This window comes from Cytobacillus sp. FSL R7-0696 (assembly GCF_038006865.1).
GTDB classification, from domain to species: Bacteria; Bacillota; Bacilli; order Bacillales; family Cytobacillaceae; genus Cytobacillus; species Cytobacillus kochii.
On the sequence record NZ_JBBOWA010000001.1, the window covers coordinates 327,963 to 348,156 of the forward strand.

19 protein-coding genes are annotated in these 20,194 nt (G+C 36.7%); 5 read left to right on the forward strand and 14 right to left on the reverse strand.

Annotated features, from left to right (window positions below):
* Positions 1-10: 10 nt before the first annotated feature.
* On the reverse strand, positions 11-820 hold the full coding sequence (gene recX / locus MKX29_RS01765; protein ID WP_341103594.1) for a recombination regulator RecX: 810 nt from the start codon (positions 818-820) through the stop codon (positions 11-13).
* A gap of 102 nt (positions 821-922) precedes the next feature.
* Here recX and MKX29_RS01770 point away from each other — a divergent pair, with 102 nt between their 5' ends.
* A complete protein-coding gene (locus MKX29_RS01770) occupies positions 923-1,834 on the forward strand; it encodes a TIGR01777 family oxidoreductase (RefSeq protein ID WP_341103596.1) in 912 nt (303 codons plus the stop codon).
* A 565-nt stretch (positions 1,835-2,399) separates the two neighbouring features.
* Here MKX29_RS01770 and MKX29_RS01775 read toward each other — a convergent pair.
* A complete protein-coding gene (locus MKX29_RS01775; protein WP_341103598.1) occupies positions 2,400-3,038 on the reverse strand; it encodes a hypothetical protein in 639 nt (212 codons plus the stop codon).
* A 280-nt stretch (positions 3,039-3,318) separates the two neighbouring features.
* On the opposite strand from MKX29_RS01775, the gene MKX29_RS01780 reads away from it, so the two are divergent.
* Positions 3,319-3,447: a YfhE family protein gene (locus MKX29_RS01780; RefSeq protein WP_095370014.1), complete on the forward strand. Its 129-nt coding sequence runs from the start codon at positions 3,319-3,321 to the stop codon at positions 3,445-3,447.
* 66 nt (positions 3,448-3,513) lie between these two features.
* On the opposite strand, the gene MKX29_RS01785 is transcribed toward MKX29_RS01780, so the two are convergent.
* Together MKX29_RS01785 and MKX29_RS01790 are read right to left on the reverse strand one after the other, a co-directional pair.
* Positions 3,514-5,331, reverse strand: a complete 1,818-nt coding sequence (locus MKX29_RS01785; protein ID WP_445662686.1) for an ABC transporter ATP-binding protein — start codon at positions 5,329-5,331, stop codon at positions 3,514-3,516.
* Positions 5,321-7,051, reverse strand: a complete 1,731-nt coding sequence (locus tag MKX29_RS01790) for an ABC transporter ATP-binding protein (RefSeq protein ID WP_251163056.1) — start codon at positions 7,049-7,051, stop codon at positions 5,321-5,323. Before MKX29_RS01790 ends, MKX29_RS01785 begins: the two co-directional genes overlap by 11 nt.
* Before the next feature lie 375 nt (positions 7,052-7,426).
* On the opposite strand from MKX29_RS01790, the gene MKX29_RS01795 reads away from it, so the two are divergent.
* Complete coding sequence (locus tag MKX29_RS01795; RefSeq protein ID WP_341103601.1) at positions 7,427-8,263, forward strand: phytoene/squalene synthase family protein; 837 nt, start codon at positions 7,427-7,429, stop codon at positions 8,261-8,263.
* A gap of 44 nt (positions 8,264-8,307) precedes the next feature.
* On the opposite strand, the gene MKX29_RS01800 is transcribed toward MKX29_RS01795, so the two are convergent.
* The 8 genes from MKX29_RS01800 to MKX29_RS01835 all read right to left on the reverse strand — a co-directional run bounded on the left by MKX29_RS01800 (position 8,308) and on the right by MKX29_RS01835 (position 14,416).
* A complete protein-coding gene (locus tag MKX29_RS01800) occupies positions 8,308-8,619 on the reverse strand; it encodes a DMT family transporter (RefSeq protein WP_251163058.1) in 312 nt (103 codons plus the stop codon).
* Entirely contained in the window at positions 8,619-8,963 is a 345-nt protein-coding gene (locus tag MKX29_RS01805) for a DMT family transporter (RefSeq protein ID WP_224935682.1), read from the reverse strand. Before MKX29_RS01805 ends, MKX29_RS01800 begins: the two co-directional genes overlap by 1 nt.
* A gap of 23 nt (positions 8,964-8,986) precedes the next feature.
* Entirely contained in the window at positions 8,987-9,559 is a 573-nt protein-coding gene (locus tag MKX29_RS01810; RefSeq protein ID WP_281202772.1) for a TetR/AcrR family transcriptional regulator, read from the reverse strand.
* Between the two features lie 361 nt (positions 9,560-9,920).
* Positions 9,921-10,631 carry an ABC transporter ATP-binding protein gene (locus MKX29_RS01815; protein ID WP_341103605.1) on the reverse strand — a complete coding sequence of 237 codons (711 nt, stop codon included), beginning with the start codon at positions 10,629-10,631 and terminating at the stop codon, positions 9,921-9,923.
* A complete protein-coding gene (locus tag MKX29_RS01820) occupies positions 10,624-11,397 on the reverse strand; it encodes an ABC transporter ATP-binding protein (RefSeq protein ID WP_251163060.1) in 774 nt (257 codons plus the stop codon). The genes MKX29_RS01815 and MKX29_RS01820 overlap by 8 nt, the downstream gene beginning before the upstream one ends.
* On the reverse strand, positions 11,369-12,346 hold the full coding sequence (locus tag MKX29_RS01825; RefSeq protein ID WP_224935679.1) for a branched-chain amino acid ABC transporter permease: 978 nt from the start codon (positions 12,344-12,346) through the stop codon (positions 11,369-11,371). Before MKX29_RS01825 ends, MKX29_RS01820 begins: the two co-directional genes overlap by 29 nt.
* A 15-nt stretch (positions 12,347-12,361) precedes the next feature.
* Entirely contained in the window at positions 12,362-13,237 is an 876-nt protein-coding gene (locus MKX29_RS01830) for a branched-chain amino acid ABC transporter permease (RefSeq protein ID WP_095370023.1), read from the reverse strand.
* A gap of 30 nt (positions 13,238-13,267) precedes the next feature.
* On the reverse strand, positions 13,268-14,416 hold the full coding sequence (locus tag MKX29_RS01835) for an ABC transporter substrate-binding protein (protein ID WP_341103608.1): 1,149 nt from the start codon (positions 14,414-14,416) through the stop codon (positions 13,268-13,270).
* Positions 14,417-14,809: 393 nt separating this feature from the next.
* Here MKX29_RS01835 and putP point away from each other — a divergent pair, with 393 nt between their 5' ends.
* Entirely contained in the window at positions 14,810-16,276 is a 1,467-nt protein-coding gene (gene putP, locus MKX29_RS01840; RefSeq protein WP_251163062.1) for a sodium/proline symporter PutP, read from the forward strand.
* Positions 16,277-16,414: 138 nt separating this feature from the next.
* The gene (locus MKX29_RS01845) at positions 16,415-17,695 is read left to right on the forward strand and encodes a PucR family transcriptional regulator (RefSeq protein WP_224935675.1); all 1,281 of its coding nucleotides are present in this window, start codon (positions 16,415-16,417) and stop codon (positions 17,693-17,695) included.
* Between the two features lie 83 nt (positions 17,696-17,778).
* Here MKX29_RS01845 and MKX29_RS01850 read toward each other — a convergent pair whose 3' ends face one another.
* The gene (locus MKX29_RS01850; protein WP_341103611.1) at positions 17,779-18,954 is read right to left on the reverse strand and encodes an amidohydrolase; all 1,176 of its coding nucleotides are present in this window, start codon (positions 18,952-18,954) and stop codon (positions 17,779-17,781) included.
* Between the two features lies 1 nt (position 18,955).
* Positions 18,956-20,182, reverse strand: a complete 1,227-nt coding sequence (locus tag MKX29_RS01855; protein WP_373370952.1) for a Zn-dependent hydrolase — start codon at positions 20,180-20,182, stop codon at positions 18,956-18,958.
* Positions 20,183-20,194 lie beyond the last annotated feature (12 nt).

Sequence of the window (20,194 nt, forward strand, 5' to 3'; positions counted from 1 at the left end):
AAAGACCTCCTCATACATCTTTATTTTCTTTTAAATAGGCATCAATTAAATGCAAAGGAAACCCTTTTCGAAATAACGCTTGCTTTAACTTTTGCTCATAGATGAATGGTTCTTCATGATTATATTTTCTACTTATTTTTTCCGCTTGACGTTTCAGAGCTCCCATCTCCTCATCATCGTCTTTCTCTAATTGTATTTCTTCAAGTGCCAACTGAATCATATCATAACTGAAGCCTTTTCTCGTTAACATTTGCTCTATTTTTTGTTGCATCATTCTTGAGGAATCTTTTTTATATTTAAGCGTATATTTCTGACAAAGAGAAATGGCTGTTTCAACTTGCTCTTCCTTTGGGTATAGTTCTATAACATCCTGTATGATATTTTCAGCTATACCTTTATCTTTCAATTCATGTTTAATTATATTTGGACCTTTATCTGTTGTATTCTTTTGTGTTCTCACAAATGCAATAGCGAATTCTTCATCATTCAAGAATTGGTATTGATATAATTTATGGATCACTTCATCTATCAACTCAACAGCATATTCTTTCTTGATTAAATGTGTACGAACTTCAGATTCAGAACGCATTCTACTAGAAAGATAATGGATGGCCGTATTGTACGCCTTTCTAATCTCATCTTGGAATTGAATTTCTCCGATGAGTAAGGAATCAATCTCCTTCCCTTTTTTCATATTATATTTAATTAACACATCTTCATCCACACTGAAGGCATACGTCTCTCCATGCTCACTGTCGGTATAGATATTGTAGCGATCTTTATTTTTCTTTTGAATCGTAATTTTAGTAATTGCAGGCATATCCTCACCTCACTTTAACTTTACCACAAAAAAAACAGGTTTTAATCCACTTTTCATTGAATTCAATTAGAAATAGAAGAGAATTTTTGCGGAGGGGTCAACATGAAAATTGCTTTAACAGGCGGAACGGGCTTTATTGGACAAAAACTAACTGACCAATTATTACAAAAAAATCACCAAGTTTATATCCTTACGAGAAATAAAGAAAAGAAGCAAGAAAAACAAGGTCTCCACTTTGTTCAATGGTTAAATGAAGGGGATGAACCAGAAGAAATGCTAGAAGGAATAGATGTCCTCATTAATTTAGCTGGGGAATCAATCAACAGTGGTCGTTGGACTGAAGAAAGAAAAAGAAGAATATACCATAGTCGAATGCATGCTACAAATGAGGTAATACGCCTAATCAATTATCTAAACGAAAAGCCATACACCCTTATTAATGCAAGTGCTGTTGGCTATTATGGCACATCAGAAAAGCGTACATTTGACGAGGCAAGTCCTTATTCTGGTGAGGATTTTTTAAGTACTGTCGTTAAGAACTGGGAGGATATAGCAAAAACTGCCGAAAAAGATTGGAATATACGCACGGTATGTTGTCGTTTTGGCATCATTCTCGATAAAAATGCAGGGGCGTTACCTAAGATGGCGCTTCCTTATAAACTCTATGCTGGAGGTAGAATTGGTAGTGGTAATCAATGGCTTTCTTGGATTCATATTAATGACGTTATCTCCGCAATCGTTTATATGATTGAACATGAATCAATAGAAGGTCCCGTCAATTTTACTGCTCCAAACCCAGTAAACATGAATGAGTTTGGCCATATTTTAAGCTCTGTGCTCCATAAACCACATTGGCTACCTGTCCCTTCATTTGCAGTAAAAGCTATCCTTGGTGAAATGAGTATGCTCGTAACTGAAGGGCAAAAAGTTACACCAAAAAAGCTTCTGATTCATGATTACCCTTTTCATTTTACTCATTTAAAAGAAGCATTAGAAGATATTTATCAAAAGTAGCTTTTATATTTTGATGTTACAAATACACTCTGTTGATTAAATAAAGAAGATACGTGATTCTTTAAAGTGATCACGCATCTTTTGTTTACGTAAATAGACCATTTATTTCCCCTTTTTTGCTCTGATTTTTTCTTTTAACCACTTTTCTACTAAGAGTGGTGGTTTATCCATTCGCCGTGCTTCTCCGTTAAGTTTATTGAACTTTTTCGGAGAAGAAATCCTTCCCTACGACGAGCTGGGGCATGATCCTTTTCTGAGGACGGTGATTTCTCCTATTTCCTCACTCTCGTAAATTTCTGTATAATTTCATGCTAGCAAAGTACTTTTTGATTGTTTGTACTCCTATGGAAATTAATACACAACTTCTTTTTTGTGATTTTTTGGATTTAAAACCGATTTACGCGCAGTTCTCTACCTCTTTCTTACTGCCTTTTGCGCGTATCTTCGTTTTGCGCGCAGTTCTTTTCCTTTTCTTACTGTCTTTTGCGCGTATCTTCGTTTTGCGCGCAGTTTTCTACCTTTTCTTACTGCCTTTTGCGCGTATCTTCGTTTTACACGCAGTTTTCTACCTTTTCTTACTGCCTTTTGCGCGTATCTTCGTTTTGCGCGCAGTTCTTTTCCTTTTCTTTACTGTCTTTTGCGCGTATCTTCGTTTTGCGCGCAGTTTTCTACCTTTTCTTACTGCCTTTTGCGCGTATCTTCGTTTTACGCGCAGTTTTCTACCTTTTCTTACTGCCTTTTGCGCGTATCTTCGTTTTACGCGCAGTTTTCTACCTTTTCTTACTGCCTTTTGCGCGTATCTTGGTTTTACGCGCAATTCCCTCCATTTTCTTGCTACTTTTTGCGCGTATCTTCGTTTTACGCGCAATTCCCTCCATTTTCTTACTGTCTTTTGCGCGTATCTTCGTTTTACGCGCAGTTCTCTCCCTTTTCTTACTGTCTTTTGCGCGTATCTTCGTTTTACGCGCAGTTTTCTACCTTTTCTTACTGCCTTTTGCGCGTATCTTCGTTTTACGCGCAGTTTTCTACCTTTTCTTACTGTCTTTTGCGCGTATCTACGTTTTGCGCGCAATTCCATCCATTTTCTTGCTACTTTTTGCGCGTATCTACGTTTTACGCGCAGTTCTCTCCCTTTTCTTACTGTCTTTTGCGCGTATCTACGATTTACGCACAGTTCTCTCCCTTTTCTTACTGTCTTTTGCAACACGTATTACGTTTTACGCAGTTCTCTCCCTTTTCTTGCTGTATTTACACATATACACAACTTGTCTGCAGTTCTCTTTTTACTCTTCTGAGGACGACAGGAAGGCTATTCTTCCTTTTGCGACACTCCCAGTTTCTTTCCCTTCTGAAAGTCAAGCCCTTCGCGGTTCTCTCCCCTTCTCGAACATTTTATTCTCCTCATTCCTTACTTCCCTCGTATGGTACTCATTAAAATAGGGCAATCTAGTAAAGTTTACTACTAATAAGAAAGGGTGAATGTTATGGCAAATGATAAAAAGAGGAAAGAACGGAGCTTTAGTGGTCTTTCAAGCATGCAAGAAGTTACATATGCAAAAGAATTTAAACGTGCTGATCGTGCAGCCAAAAACCCCCTTCAGCAAAGACATTAAATTTATTTTCTCAACAAAAAAGATGCCAGTACATCAAACAAAAGGTTGATGTACTGGCATCTTTAATTAACCACTTCTTTCTTTACTATTTTGCAACTGATGATAGAAACCTTTTTCTTTCATCAATGATTGATGTGTACCCTCTTCTATTATTTTTCCATCTTTTAATACGTAGATTCTATCCGCATTTTGAATAGTATTTAACCGGTGGGCAATGACAAAACATGTTCGATTAATCATTAACTTTTGTAATGCTTGTTGAATCTTCACTTCTGTTACCGTATCAATATTACTTGTAGCTTCGTCTAAAATTAAAATTTTTGGTTGTGCCAAAAAAGCACGGGCGATACTAATTAATTGTTTCTGTCCTTGACTAATCCCGCTGCCATTAAAACTCAAAGTCGTATCATACTGTTGTGGTAATTTCATAATAAATGAATGAGCATTTGCCTTCATTGCAGCTTGAATAACATCCTCATCCGTTGCCTCAAGATGACTATAGCGGATATTATCCTTAACGGTCCCTTGAAAAAGAAAGGAATCTTGCAGAACAAAGCCCATATGGGATCGTAAGCTCTCTTTATGTATTGTGGAGATATCACGATCATCTAATAATATTCTCCCTTTACTCACTTCATAGAAACGACTAATAAGTTGAATTATGGTTGTTTTACCTGCGCCTGTTGGACCTACTAAAGCAACAGTCTCACCAGGACGAGCTTCAAGATATATATGGGAAAGTATTTCTCTGTCTTCCCCGTAAGTAAACGACACGTTATCAAAAATAACCTCACCATTTACCTTTTCAAGCATCTGCTTATCTTTTTCACTTGTTAATTCATCTTTTTCATCAATCAGCTCAAAAACTCTTTCAGCTCCAGCAATGGCAGATAATAACGTATTAAATTGATTGGCTAAATCATTGAGTGGTCTTGTAAATTGTCGAGAATACTCGGTAAAAACAACAATTGTGCCAATGCTCACTCCACCGTTTAATGCGAGTATCCCGCCAATCGCAGCAATGACGGCAAAGCTGAAATTATTCAATAAATGCATCAACTTAGGAATAAACCCTGAGAATGTTTGTGCCCAAAATCCAGAAATTCTTAGGTTTTCTGCTTTATGCAAAAAATCATCCATCACTTTCTCTTCTTGTGAAAACATTTTGATTAATTTCTGCCCAGAAATAGATTCCTCAATATAGCCATTCATTTCTCCTAAGTTTTTTTGCTGCTCTTTAAACAACATACTTGTTCGCTTCGTAATCCATTTCATTCCATAGAACATCATCGGTATGATTAAAAGAGTCAGAATTGTTAGCAACGGACTCAACCATAACATGACTGCAATCGTACCAACGAGTGTGAAAACACTAGATATGATTTGGATAATTGAACTATTTAAAGTCGCACTAACATTTTCAATATCATTTGTAATCCTACTCATCAATTCCCCAAGTTGTCTTTTGTCAAAAAAAGCTACAGGTAAGCGGTGTATTTGTCGGAATAAATCTGCGCGCATATTAAATACAGTATCTTGAGACACACCGATCATCCAATAGTTTTGTAGCCATAGTGACAATGATTGAACGATATAAGTTACAAGTAAACCTAGTAATAACCAAACGAAAACAACCGCTTCATTTTCTTCTATAAAAGTATCTATTGTTATTCCTACTAAAAATGGACCAAGTAAAGACATCGCTGAACTAATGACAATCATAAAAAAGAGTAATAATAGCCGTGTTTTATAGATGGCAAGGTAAGACCAAATTCTTTTAATGACCGCACCGAAGTCATTCGGCTTACATTGCTTTTTCTTCCTATCGTTTATTTGATTATGTATCTTTGGTTGTTTAAATGGGGCCATTATTTTAGTAAACACTATTCATAGCCCCCTGTTCTGACTGAGAATAAGCTATTTCTCGATAAAGAGTAGATGTATTCATCAATTGATCATGTGTTCCCTCTTCAATGATTTTTCCATCATCTATAAGCATAATTTTATCCGCTCTCTTGGCTGTACTTAATTTTTGTGTGACAATGAATAAAGTACATTTATATTTATCAATCGCATCCAATACTTTGGACTCTGTTTGTAAATCCAAAGCACTCGTACTATCATCCAATATGAGAATATTAGGCTTTCTTATTAAAGCACGAGCAACCGATAATCTTTGCTTTTGACCTCCTGATAGATTAATTCCTTTTTGTCCTAATTTTGTTTCATAGCCATCTTTAAGATCAGTAATGGTTTCATGTATTTGCGCGTCTTGTGCTGCCGCTTTCATTTCAGATAAAGTCGCGTCTGATTTACCCCATGCTAAGTTTTCTTCTACTGTACCACTAAATAAGATGGACTCTTGTGGGGTAAAACCAATTCTCTTTCGTAAATCATCCATTTTAATATCTTTCAGATTCATGCCATCCACATAAACTGCACCTTCAGTAGGATCATATAATCTAGGAATAAGTTGTAGAATAGAACTTTTACCAGCACCTGTACTACCCAATATAGCGACAGTTTCTCCTGGACGAATATGAAAACTAATATCTTTTAAGACATATGTAGACATCCCTGGGTACCTAAATGAGACATGCTCAAATGTAACCGCTCCTTTTAACTGCTCAAGGCTTTTGCCATCTTCTTCATCTTCTAAATCAATCTTCGCTTCAAGTACTTCAACAATTCGCTCAGATGAAGCACGCGCTCTCGAAAAAGCCATAATGATGAATGAAAACATTGAAAAGGCAGTAGTCATTCTCGTAGCATAATTAATAATTGAAACGACTTCCCCGACTTCTATATTTGTCGCTTGCAATTGTTCTCTACCGATCCATAAAATAAAGATAATACAAACATTCATTATGAATAGTAATGCAGGCATAGCTGCTTCCATCAATCTTAGAGCGCTTGCTGTTTGTTCCCTTAAGTTATTACTTACATTCATAAACTTTTTTACTTCATGAGTTCTGCGGTTATACGCTTTAATTAACCTTAATCCTATTAAACTCTCCTGCATGACATTATTAACTGTATCCAGTTTTTGTTGAACAGACCTAAACATCTTACCGCCTTTAGTCATCACAATAACAAGGAAGACCACTACAACCGGTATGGTAATTAGAAAAATAAGCGCTAACTGCCAATTCACGAGGACAGCTAATATAAGACTACCTATAATGAGTAAAGGAGCCCTTAACATAATTCTTAAGCCCATAAACACGATATTTTGCACTTGTGTCACATCATTAGTCATTCTTGTAATCAAGGATGCGTGAGGAAAAGTATTAAAGTTGGTGAATGAAAAAGATTGCACCTTTTTCATTAGTTTCTTTCGAATACTAAATCCTAAATTTTGTCCAACGTATGCTGCATAATATGAGTTTGTAATCCCTGAGAAGAAGGCAATTAATGAGAGTAGGAGCATCATACCTCCCCAATAAAGGACCACACTCATATCATTATTTAGAATACCCTCATCAATAATTTTGCCGATTAATAATGGTTGAAGCAATTCAACTGATAACTCAATAAGCATAAGTATTAATGCAATATATGCCGCGACTCGATAAGGTTTAATAAATTTGAGTATCTTTGTCATAGCTTTCCCCCAAACTAATACTTCGTTTAACTAAATAGATATGAACTATCATATACCTTTTTACATAATTTTTAAATAATTCATTCTGATTTTTATTTCTTTAATGTTATGTTAAAATTTTTAGAGGAGAGAACATTGATTTTTTCAAAAGGTGTTCTTCGTTCTTAACACAATTTAGCATACTAATCTTGACCATTTTTCAATGCTTACTAAGCATTTAACCTATTATTCAATCATAAGGGATTTTTTAACTATACGACTAAATTTTCTTTGTAATCCATATACTAACATGCATCATGTCATGAGTATTGTATTCTCAAAATGGTTAAAAAAGTAACTTACTTATAATTATAAAACTAAAGGATGCGATAAAAGGTGAAAAATACGAATCACGACCAACAATTACATAATGATGTTATTGAAACATTAAGAGAGACAAGCCGTACTTTTTTCATTCCAATTAGCTTATTAGTAACAGAGTTACGAGAAACTGTTGCATCTGCTTACCTTTGTATGCGCGCAATTGATGAAATTGAAGATCATCCTGATTTGGAACCAGCTTTAAAAAGCAAACTATTGCATAATATCGGTGACGTCCTTCGATCCGCTCAATACAGTAAAGAAACCTTTATTGAGATGTTCAAGCCATTTGAAAACGAATTACCGGAAGTTACTCTTCGCCTATATGATTGGATTTCTTTCTGTCCAGATGAAATTAGAGTAAAAGTAGTTGAATCAACTGCAATCATGGCATCTGGTATGGGTGATTGGGTTGATAAAGATTGGCAAATACAATCAGAAGCGGACCTTGATCAATATACGTATACAGTTGCTGGATTAGTTGGTGTGATGTTAACCGACATATGGAAATGGTATGACGGAACTGAAGCCGATAAAGAGCTTGGAATTGGTTTCGGTCGTGGACTTCAAGCTGTTAACATTTTAAGAAATTATAAAGAAGATGCAGAACGCGGTGTAAGTTTTTTCCCAGATAGTTATAGCCTAGACGATATGTTTGATTATGCGCATAAAAATCTATCTCTAGCTGACGAATACGTAGCGAGTATCGAGACAGAGACAATCGTGAATTTCTGTCAAATACCACTTTCACTTGCCCATGGAACATTAAAAGCGTTAGTCGATGGTCGTGAAAAAATGACTCGTGATGAAGTAAATGAAACTGTTATTAAAGTAATAAAGAAAACATCATAATAAAAGGCAGCGACTGTAAACTTCGCTGCCTTTTATTTTCACATCTAGGAGATTAATTTTAATCCAATTGCTGCGCCTAAGATAAGCGCAATACAAACAAGTCTTTTCCATTCTCTCGGTTCATTAAAAACGACCATTCCTACTATCGCTGCTCCAACGGTACCAATTCCTGTCCAGATAGCGTAAGCAGTACCCATAGCAATATCTGTCATAGCAAATGAAAGTAAAGAAAAACTGATTGCAAATGATAAAGCTAGGAAAATGATAGATCTCCATTGCTTTTCAGCTACTTTTTTCAAATGGTATACACCGAGAACCTCAAAGCAACCTGCAACAACTAAGGCAATCCAGTACATTATTGAGATCCTCCTTTTTCAACCGGTGCACGGTCAGATAATAGCTTCAACCCGACCACACCTGCTAGAAGCATAATAATTAATAGTACTTTCATCAATTTAAATGGCTCCCCGAAAACAGCCATTTCTACAATTACTGTACCAGCCGTACCTAAACCAGCAAATACTGCATAAACAGTTCCTACTGGTAAATGCTTCGTAGCCAGAATTAATATTATAAAACTTAACGTAATTATAATTCCAGTAGCAATCCATTCTAGTGTGTTTTGAGCATATTTTAATCCTGAAACCCAACCAACCTCTAACACGCCTGCTATAAATACAAGTAACCAATGCCTAGTCATCTATACCCCTTCTTTCTAGTTGTTTATCTTTGTACGCCTTTAAAGTATATCGGCCAGATAGCTCGAACTCTCCTGTAATAGCTGTCTTCTCCATTAAAAATAAGTTCAATAACCGCACCATCAACAATCGTAATATAAGCAAGTGCTTCCTTTAGATACTTTTTTTGCTCATTTTCTTCACTCGAGTGTTTCCTCATATATTTTGCTAACAACCGTTCCATATCTGCAAAGAATGGATTGACTATTCGCATTAACTCATTATAAAGTTTCGCTGGAGGGAAGTAAGACACTCTCAGTAAAAACTTTGCATGCTCGTTATGCTTGTTTTCCTCGACAACCCAATCAAAAAAATAAACTAAGTTCTCTTCTAATGAATGATCTTTCCTCGAAGCAAATAAGGTAATCATCTTCCGCTTTTCCTGCTGAAACACATAGTTTGCAACATGTAAAAACAAGTCATCTTTTCCTTTAAAATGAGCATATATCGAAGGTTTCTTAATACCTACATCTGTGGCTATATCCTGTAAAGATGCTCCCTCATATCCCTTATCTGCAAAATGGACTAGCGCAACATCCCGAATCAGTTCTGCACTCACCAATTATCACACTCCTTTAACTAACGAACGTTAGGTAGATTATTGCACAGGATAATATGAAAGTCAATAATGACATTTGGTTATTTCACTTTCAATTGTTGCCCTCTTTGCCCTAGTTCATTTTTCATAGAGATTGAATAAGTCTTCAAACGCCTATGAAGCCCCACCTTCTCATTATCTCCAAATTTCCCTTTTCATCTCGCTTCCAATTTATTGTCACTTGTTTTTAAAAATCGACAATAATCACTACAAATATCAAACTGAGACAAATTCACAAAATAAAAAGACCAGAGGGACCGTTTTTTAACCGGTCTCCTCTAGTCTTCGGATGTGATTATATGCTAAGTTAAACTACATTAGTTTAACTTGATTTCTTTCCAAGATACGCTTCCATAATACACGCATCACTTAATAATTCTGTTGCATTACCACTTGCAACCATTTTTCCAGTTTCCAGCACATAACCTTTATCTGAGATTTTCAGAGCTTGTCTCGCATTTTGTTCTACTAACAATACAGTCGTTCCTGATTGATTAATCTCTTTAATGATTTTAAAAATATCGGCAACAACAAGTGGAGCTAATCCCATTGAAGGCTCATCTAATAGCAACAATTTCGGCCTACTCATAATCGCACGAGCAATTGCAAGCATCTGCTGTTGACCACCAGATAATGTTCCCCCAAGCTGTTTTTCTCGTTCCTTCAAAATAGGAAAGCGCTCGAGCATTTTATTTAAATCTGAGTCTATCTCCGTATCCTTCCTATGATAAGCACCCATTTCTAAATTCTCTAGCACTGTCATGCCTGCAAGAATCTGTCTTCCCTCAGGAACGAGGGCAATACCCTTTCTTAAGAGCTGATCAGGACGTAACCCCGTTACATCTTCACCAAGAAAAGAGATCTTCCCTGCAGAAGGTTTTAATAATCCGGATACACTTTTCATTGTGGTTGATTTCCCAGCGCCATTTGCCCCTAAGATGGTTACAATCGTTCCTTCTTCCACTTCTAGCGATACATCTTTTAACACTTGAATTTTCCCATACCCTGCATGAATACCACTAACTTCAAGCATATTGATCTTCCTCCTCCTTACCGAGATAAGCTTCAATTACTTCTGGGTGGTTCTGTATCTCAATCGGAGTACCTTCTGCAATCTTTTTGCCAAAGTTTAATACAGCTATGCGATCACATAATTTCATCACAAGTGGCATATCATGTTCAATAATTAAAACCGTTATGCCCTTCTGTTGAATCTTCTTAATTAAATCAAATAGGTCACTTGTTTCAGTCTCATTCATACCAGCTGCCGGTTCATCAAGCAGGAGTACTTTTGGCTCACTGGCAAGTGCACGTGCAATCTCGAGCCGCCTTTGTTGTCCATAGGCGAGATTTTCTGAAGTAACATCAGAAAAAGTAGATAATCCGACAAAGTCTAAAAGTTCTTCTGCTATATCTTTTATTTTTGCTTCTTCTTTCTTTTGAGACGCTGTACGAAAGACGCTTTTTAACACACCTGAGCGAGTGCGGGAATGCTGCCCGACCATGACATTTTCTAGGGCCGACATTTCAGGGAATAAGCGGATATTTTGAAACGTTCGGCATATCCCTTTTTCGGTAATGTTATGTGATTTCATCGTTGTAATATCTTCATCTTTAAAAGTAATTTGTCCTGAAGTTGGTGTAAACATAGACGTAATCAAATTGAACATCGTTGTTTTACCGGCACCATTAGGCCCTATTAAACCAAATATTTCTCCCTCATTTATTGAGAAGGTAACATCAGTCAAAGCACTTAATCCACCAAAATTTTTACATACTTTTGTGATTTCCAGTACCATGCTTCTGCCCCCTTTTTCTACCCTTTTTACTTAAAGCCTTCAATAATGGCACATCGATAAGTCCTTGTGGGCGGACAGCCATCATAATAATGATAATCAGTCCATAAATCATATAACGATACTCGCTAATAAACCTTAGCACCTCAGGCATTAATGTTAAGAAGAATGCTCCGAATATTGGACCCCAAATCACTTCACTACCACCGAACACAACAAAGATTAAAATTTCAACCGCACGATGATAGGCAAAATCGGCAGGGCTAATATAAGCAAGTATATGAGCATACATTGCCCCGGCAAAACCGGCAACAAGTGCACCTTGTGCAAAGGCTAAAACCTTATAATAAGTGATATTGATTCCCATTGATTCCGCAGCTTTTTCATCTAATTTGATTGCGGCAAAAGCTCTTCCCACTCTTGATTGGTGCTGTCTTCTGAAAAACCAAATCACAAAAATGGTAATTAATAATAGAAGGATAAAAATACTTAAAAATATAAATTGATTATTTTGTAATCCAATAGAGATCGGTTGAAAGCCAAACCCTTGTAATGTTTTCAGTATTTCTCTTCCTATATGAGGGATTCCTGATATACCTACTGAACCATTCGTTACGCTTTCCCAATTGACAAAAATCACACGAATAACTTCTCCAAAACCTAAGGTTACAATGGCTAAATAAACACCCTGAAGCCTTAATGTTGGAATACCAATAAGTACTCCACATAAAGCGGCAACCAATGCACCGATGATAATACCGATAATAATAGGCAATTCAAAATGAATCGTTAATAGTGCTGATGTATAAGCGCCAATTCCCATGAAACCAGCATTCGCCAATGATAACTGTCCTGTTGATAGTGTTATATATACACTGATACCTAAAATAATATTAATTAAAATAAAGCAACCTACTTGTAAATAGTACGGATTAATTAATTCTGCTAGCATCCTGCGTTCACCTTCTTACGTTGAAATTTTCTGGCCAAACAACCCTTGAGGCCGAATGAGAAGAATAATAATAATAGCTAAGAATGCAATAGCATCTCGATAGCCCGAATCTCCGTATACAACGATGAAGGTTTCCGCTAATCCTAAAATGAGGCCACCGAACATGGCTCCTCTCACACTGCCCATTCCGCCAAGAATGATAATCGCTAAACCTTTTAAGCCCATTGATAGACCCATCTGCGGCGTTACTGAGTTAAAAGCCATACCGACCAATATACCAGCTATTCCCCCCATGGCTGAAGCAATGATTACTGTCATCAAAATGGTTTTTTTCGTATCCACACCTAAGAGACTCGCCGTTTCTAGATTTTCTGCCGTTGCTCTTAATGCTTTTCCAGCTCTTGTTTTACCTAACCAAAATGTTAATACCAGCATTAACACGATAGAAATGACGAAAATAACGATTTGTACTAAATAAACGGTAATTGATCCGATTTGAAAACTGATTTCAGCAAAGCTTGTCCTAAATGGATGATTCCCTGCACCAAAAAGATGGTGTGATAAGTTCTCTAAAAGAATGGAAACACCTATTGTACTTATTAGTGGGGCTAGATGTGATACACCTTGTTTATGCCTTAACGGTCTTAAAGCAAACCTCTCCAATAAGTAACCCATAATAGCCGTAATAATGATTGCACCTAGAAAAGCAACCCATAAAGGCGCATTTAATGTCGATGTAATCATTACTCCAATAAATGCTCCAAACATAAAGATCTCGCCATGTGCCATATTGATAATACCTAAAACGCCAAATACTAAAGTAAATCCAAGGGCAACAATTGCATAAATGCTGCCCAATGTTAGTCCATTAATTAATTGTTCTATTAACACGGTGTCTCACCTTCTAACACATTTTTCTTCTTACTTAAATTCAACGAATTTTTCTCCTTCAATAACTAACACCGTAGGGTCCATTAATACATCGCCCTCTTCGTCGAAAGAGAAATTGCCGAGAATTCCTTCAAAATCCTTTGTTTTTGCTAATGCATCTCTTACAGCATCACGATCTGAACTTCCGGCAATTTTAAGGGCATCTGCTAGAATGTATAATGCGTCATAGGCTTGAGCAGCGAATTGATCTGGAACATGACCATGTTCCTCTTCAAATTTCGTAACAAATTCCTGTACCTTTTCATCTTCTTTTTCGCTATACCATGGTGTTGCTACTATCAACCCATTTGAAGACTCACCGGCAATATTGATAACTTCCGGAGAATTGAATCCGTTACCACCAACAAACGGGACATCGATTCCCATTTTCCGTGCTTGGTCCATAATGACTGCACCTTCGTTATAAAGCGCTGAAGCAAGAATTAAATCGGGATTCAAATTTTTAATCTTCGTTAATTGGGCATTATAATCCGATTGACCTTTTTGGAACGTTTCTGTCGTTAAGACTTCAAGTCCCATTTCTTCAGCTGTTTTCTTCATCGTGTCATAACCAGACTTTGTAAACACATCATCATTCCCATAAAGAATAGCCACTTTTTTTACATCATATTTGTCTATTGCTTGTTGCATTGATGCAGGAATAGCCAACGCTTCAGGAATAGAATTACGGAAAACATAATCGCCAATCTGAGGGATTCCCTCAGCAGTTGTAGACGTTCCGATAATCGGCACACCACTTAAGTCTGCTTCTGGTCCGACGACATTCATTTCTGTACTAAGTGTCGGACCAATAATTGCTGTTACATTATCTGAGTTAATTAATTTTTGAGCAGCAGTTAAGGCTTGGTCTTGCTTACCTGCTGAATCTTCAAAGATTAGATTGATTTTCACATCACCTTTTGCATTTATTTCTTCCTGAGCTAACTTTAACCCACCTTGTATAGCTTCACCGTATGCAGCACCTGAGCCAGTTAAGAAGGAGACCACTCCAACGTCTGCTGAAACCTTTCCTCCTTCAGCACCACTTGATTCTTCATTACCACCGCCTCCACATGCGGTTAAAAAAAGCACACTTGAAAGCGCTGTAAGTCCTACCATTTTTTTCATTAAACCTCTCATTTTCCTTGCCCCCCGAGAAATTGATTCATTTTTCAAAACTATATTACTATTAAAATATAAATATATTACATTGTAAATAAAATATTTTAAAAATTCAGTACATAAATTCATTAATATACTAAATATTATCTTCTTTTGTCTATATGGGACAAAAGAATGACCATATCATTGTGTTGAAAATATATTGATATAGCTCATATAAAAATATATGATTAATAAGGTGAGCATTTGGGTAGTTACTATAATTGACTTTCTAAAAAAATTTTGAGGGAGACTCCCTATTTGAACGTCTTTTTTTTATTGTCTTTTCTATATAAATAAAATCCCTCTTTTTTTGGAATGTTAATTATTAAACTAGAAAAAATTGTATTGGAATGTGGAAGGAGAAAAAGAATGGAAACAGGAATTATAATATCTATATCAATTTATATGCTAGGTATGCTTTATATAGGTTATTACTCCTATAAAAGAACATCTAATTTAAATGATTATATGCTAGGTGGACGAGATTTAGGACCATTAACAACTGCACTTAGTGCTGGAGCCTCAGATATGAGTGGCTGGCTTGTAATGGGTCTTCCTGGTGCTATGTTTGCCACAGGATTAAGTTCGGGTTGGATTGCTGTAGGATTAACAGTGGGGGCCTTATTAAACTGGATTTATGTCGCACCACGATTACGTGTGTACACTGAAATTGCGAATGACTCTATTACTATTCCAGGTTATTTAGAAAATCGTTTTGGCGAAAAAGCCAAAATATTGCGAATGGTTTCTGGTGTTGTTATTTTAGTATTCTTTACATTTTATGTATCATCTGGGATGGTTTCTGGTGGCGTCTTATTCGAAAGTATCTTCGGCCTTAATTACCATACTGGACTCTTAATTATTGCAGGGGTAACAATTGCTTATACTTTATTTGGAGGATTCCTTGCTGTTAGTTTAACCGATATGGTACAGGGGCTCATTATGGTTACTGCTCTTGTATTTGTTCCCATTGTTGCTCTAAGCGAGATCGGTGGGATAGGGGTCGCGGTTGATACGGCTCGCGAAATTGATCCTGCACTACTGGATATTTTCCGTGGCACTTCTACGCTCGGTATTATTTCTTTACTAGCATGGGGGCTTGGTTATTTTGGTCAACCTCATATCATTGTACGTTTTATGGCTATTAAATCTGTGAAGCAAGTTAAGAAAGCAACATGGATTGGTATGATATGGATGGTATTTTCAATTATCGGTGCTATGTTTATCGGTTTTGTAGGTATTGGGTATTTTAACAATACTCAATATACGATAGATGATCCTGAAACAGTATTTATACTATTAGGTGAAATTCTATTTCATCCTCTCATTACCGGTGTAATTATTGCAGCAATTTTAGCCGCGATTATGAGTACTGTATCTTCACAATTACTAGTTACATCTAGTTCCTTAACAGAAGATATCTATAATTCATTCTTACGTAAATCTGCTACTGATAAAGAACTTGTATTCATTGGTAGATTATCCGTACTCATCATTTCTATCATTGCATTAGCTTTATCATGGGAGAAAAACTCCACCATACTCGATCTTGTCGGTTATGCATGGGCTGGATTTGGTTCTGCATTTGGACCTTTAGTATTACTTAGCTTATACTGGAAGCGTATGACAAGTTGGGGTGCACTAGCTGGTATGATTTTCGGAACTGCGACAGTCATCATTTGGTCAGCAGCCGGTTTATCTGATACCCTTTACGAAATAATTCCAGGATTCCTTATCAGCTTATTAGCTATAATTGTGGTTAGCCTTTTAACTAGCAAACCACCGAAAAAAGTGGAAGAAGACTTCGAAGAATATCAACGAGTGATTAAATCTTAATTACTAGAGAATGAAACGACCTAGGCAAGTTGCCTAGGTCGTTTTTTGCTCTTTTTATACTATTGGCTTTCATAGGTCTTTTTTAATATAATATGGGGTATGCGACTTGAATGTCCATTTCGTAAGGAGGATAAAAGTATGGATTTACAATTAGATAGAATAGAATCCTCTACCAATATAGAAGAAATAGCTGAAATGATTAGTATCCAACTAAAAAAACCTGTTGTTATTGAAGACGCACAGTTTTCATTAATTGCCTATAGTTCTTATTTTACCGAGGATTATGATGAAGTGAATAAGCAAACCATCTTTAATAAACAATGGCCCATTTCAATCTTTGAAAGATTTACAGATGAAGGGATCGTTGACCAATTAACTAGGCATAAGAAACCTTTTCGTATAAAAGCAATGAAAGATATTTCACTGAATAAACGGGTTGTTGTTTCCGCTATTTATCAAAATGACATTTACGGTTATATATGGATACAAGAAACAGCACCTAAGTTAAAAGAAAAAGAGTTAGCGTTCCTAGATGCCGCTTCTTCTCATATCGCATTCTTGCTTAATCGTGACAAACTCGCTAAAGATGGTAAGGTTGAAGAAGATCATTACTTTTATGAAAAAGTCATCGAAGACTCATTCCAAACGAAACATCAATTAAAGGTAGAGGCTGCTTCCGCAAAGGTTACATTACCTAAAGCTTTTATTGTTGCTGTATTTAAAGTGGAAGAAGGCGATGATAAAAACTTTGAAGAAATCATTAATACGGTAAGATTATCTGTCAATAATATGACTCAGTCTGCCTATATTTTCTTCTATCACTTAGAAATGATCGTTTTGCTTGCTAGTCATGATCAACAAGATGTTTCTTTGGAAGAGAATGCAGAACACCTCGTGCAGTCAATACGATTGCAATATGCGGATACATCGTTGGTCGTTGGGATTGGAAATAAGTATTCTTCTATCTATAAATTAAGGCAAAGCTATACAGAGGCTCTTGAGGTTTTACAAACCGCTATGTTTTTTAATAAGGAACAGTCTCTTCCAATCAATTATCGAAAACTAAAAACATTACGCTATTTAGCTATCATTGAACAACATAATAAACAAACCAATTATAGTAATGAAGATTTAGTTATTTTATTGACGAAGGATCAAAATAATCATACGAATTATATTGATACATTAGAAGCTTACCTTCTCAATAACTGTCGTCTCAAGCCTACAGCAGAAGAATTGTTCATTCATGAAAATACGCTAAAGTACCGATTAAAGAAAATACATCAATTAACTACGATTAATTTTGATGACTTTAATACAAGATGCCAATTATTTATAGATCTACAATTACTGAGGCGCAAACAATCAATTATAGCCAACCATCAAAACTCAGGATTTAACAATAATAATCCTTTATGAATGGAAAAGAAGAAACCAATCAATGAATGATTGGTTTCTTTATTGTCATTTAAGATTTACTTATGATTACAGAAGCTAGCTTATTAAGCTTTTAATAAGTAAGTCCAGGCAAATTGTGCATATAGCTCTGCACCCGTTACTAAAGCATCTTCATCTATATTAAACCTACCATGGTGATGTGCCCATTCGGTATCCTTATCCTTATTTCCACTTCCTACAAGCGCAAAGCTGCCTGGTGCGTAATCCAGATAAAAACTGAAATCTTCTCCGCCCATTGTTGGTTTTTCATCAAATAGGACATCAGGGCCAAAACAGTCGACTGCAACCTCTTGGACTAACGCAGCACTCTCCTCATGATTAATTACTGCTTGGGTCCCTCTCGTATACTCAACCACTGCTTTGCCACCGTATAGACCAGCAACATGATTTGCATAGTGAGTTAATTGCTCCTCTATGTGATCTCTGACTGCAGGTTCAAAACAACGAACGGTTCCCTCAAGTTTAGCATTTTCGGCAATGACATTAAATCTAGTTCCAGACTCAAGCTTTCCTACCGTTACAACTGCTCCTTGCTGTGGATCAATTGTTCTTGAAACAATCGACTGCAGATTCATCACAAAGGAAGAAGCCATCACTATTGCATCTATACAATCATGTGGAATTGCACCATGTCCCCCTTGGCCTTGAAAAGCTACATGAAAAATATCAGCAGATGCAAATTGAGGTCCCGCGGTACAAGCAATTTTATTTGTGTCCATTTGGGACCAAATATGAATACCAAACACATGATCAACCTCTGTCATTGCTCCTTGCTCGACCATTGCTAATGCACCTCTGGCTGCTTCTTCAGCTGGTTGAAAAATAAGACGAACACTTCCACTTAATTCTTCCTTCATACTATTTAGAACATCCGCTGCTACTAATAGCATGGCTGTATGTGCATCATGGCCACAAGCATGCATTTTCCCTTCTACTTGTGATGCGTATGATAATTCTGTATTTAGCTCTTCTACAGGCAAGGCATCAATATCCGCTCTTAAAGCTACTTTTTTTCCAGGCTTACTGCCAGTAATTTCAGCAACTATACCAGTCGGTTTCATTCTCCGATAAGGAACTTGTAAATCTTCCAAGTAGTTAGCAATAAACTCTGTTGTCTTTATTTCTTCCCATGATAATTCTGGCTCACTATGAAGCTTTCTTCTTAATTGAATCACTTCATTCGCTCTCGCAAGTATTGCCTCTTTAATATAATTGTTCATCCTAGTTCACCTCCGTGAGATGTTTTGCTGCTTCAAATAAAACATAAACTGCTTTTTCAATATCTTGATGGTCTGACCATTCTTCAGGGCAGTGGCTTAATCCATCTTTGCTTGGGATAAAAATCATAGCCGCCTTCGTTTGTTCAGCAAATACCATGGCATCATGTCCAGCCCCACTGAAAATCGATTGATGAGATATTTTATATTTCTCGCAGCCCTTTTCTAATTGCTTCTTCATCTCATCATCTAATATTGTTGGTGACATATATAATTGTTCTGCAATAGAGATGGATATTTTCTCACTTTGTAACTGACGAATAAAAGTTTGTGTTTCCTCTAGTAGAGTTTTCAATTTAGCTTCTTCTGTTGACCGTAAATCAATCGTAAATGTAACCGAACCAGGGATAACATTTGCTCCATTCGGATAGACTGATAGTTTACCAACTGTAACGACAGTCCCTTCTCCGTAAGATTCAGCAATCTTTGGCAGCTTAGCAATCATATGTGCTGCCATTACAAGCGCATCTGCACGACCATCCATTGGTGTTGTTCCTGCATGACCTGCCTTTCCCTTAATTGTTATCTCCAATTGTGATAAACCCACAATGCCTTCTACGATACCAATTGAGGTCTTCTCATTTTCTAAAATCGGTCCTTGTTCAATATGCAGTTCTAAGTACGCCTTCATCGTATCTCTGTCACGCTTCTTTACGAGGTCTGGGTTCAAACCAATACTCTTCATCGCTTCAACTGTAGAAACTCCTTGTGAATCCGCCAACTCTCTAAATGTCTGGTCTGTAAGCTTACCAGTTATACTTCTAGAGCCCATTAACCCGCCACCAAACCTTGACCCTTCTTCTTCTACTAGTGCCACAACTTCCAATGGATACTTAGGTTTAATGCCATTCTCTTGGAATAGCTTTGCCACTTCCAATCCAGCTATCACCCCAGCAGGGCCATCATAATCACCACCATGTGGAACAGAATCAAAATGAGAGCCGATTAAAACGCTTGGCCCATTCACCTCTCCAGCCAATTTACCAAAAATGTTCCCTACACCATCTTCCGATACAGTTAATCCGTAGTCTCTCATGACTTCCTTCAAATAGTTTCTTGCTTGTAAATCTTCATTTGAATAAGTTAGTCTCGTTGTACCGTTTCCAGGCGTACTTGTATACTGACCAAGTGTTTTTATATGTTGATCAATTCGAGTTAATACATTACTCAACATTCATCACTC

Bases quoted from the DNA above. Each gene is read 5' to 3' on its own strand.
- MKX29_RS01770 (WP_341103596.1), top strand. From the start codon at position 923: ATGAAAATTGCTTTAACAGGCGGAACGGGCTTTATTGGACAAAAACTA.
- MKX29_RS01845 (WP_224935675.1), top strand. From the start codon at position 16,415: ATGGATTTACAATTAGATAGAATAGAATCCTCTACCAATATAGAAGAA.
- MKX29_RS01850 (WP_341103611.1), bottom strand. From the start codon at position 18,954: ATGAACAATTATATTAAAGAGGCAATACTTGCGAGAGCGAATGAAGTG.
- MKX29_RS01790 (WP_251163056.1), bottom strand. From the start codon at position 7,051: ATGACAAAGATACTCAAATTTATTAAACCTTATCGAGTCGCGGCATAT.
- MKX29_RS01780 (WP_095370014.1), top strand. From the start codon at position 3,319: ATGGCAAATGATAAAAAGAGGAAAGAACGGAGCTTTAGTGGTCTTTCA.
- MKX29_RS01825 (WP_224935679.1), bottom strand. From the start codon at position 12,346: ATGCTAGCAGAATTAATTAATCCGTACTATTTACAAGTAGGTTGCTTT.
- MKX29_RS01805 (WP_224935682.1), bottom strand. From the start codon at position 8,963: ATGACTAGGCATTGGTTACTTGTATTTATAGCAGGCGTGTTAGAGGTT.
- MKX29_RS01815 (WP_341103605.1), bottom strand. From the start codon at position 10,631: ATGCTTGAAGTTAGTGGTATTCATGCAGGGTATGGGAAAATTCAAGTG.
- MKX29_RS01800 (WP_251163058.1), bottom strand. From the start codon at position 8,619: ATGTACTGGATTGCCTTAGTTGTTGCAGGTTGCTTTGAGGTTCTCGGT.
- MKX29_RS01820 (WP_251163060.1), bottom strand. From the start codon at position 11,397: ATGGTACTGGAAATCACAAAAGTATGTAAAAATTTTGGTGGATTAAGT.
- putP (WP_251163062.1), top strand. From the start codon at position 14,810: ATGGAAACAGGAATTATAATATCTATATCAATTTATATGCTAGGTATG.
- MKX29_RS01835 (WP_341103608.1), bottom strand. From the start codon at position 14,416: ATGAGAGGTTTAATGAAAAAAATGGTAGGACTTACAGCGCTTTCAAGT.
- recX (WP_341103594.1), bottom strand. From the start codon at position 820: ATGCCTGCAATTACTAAAATTACGATTCAAAAGAAAAATAAAGATCGC.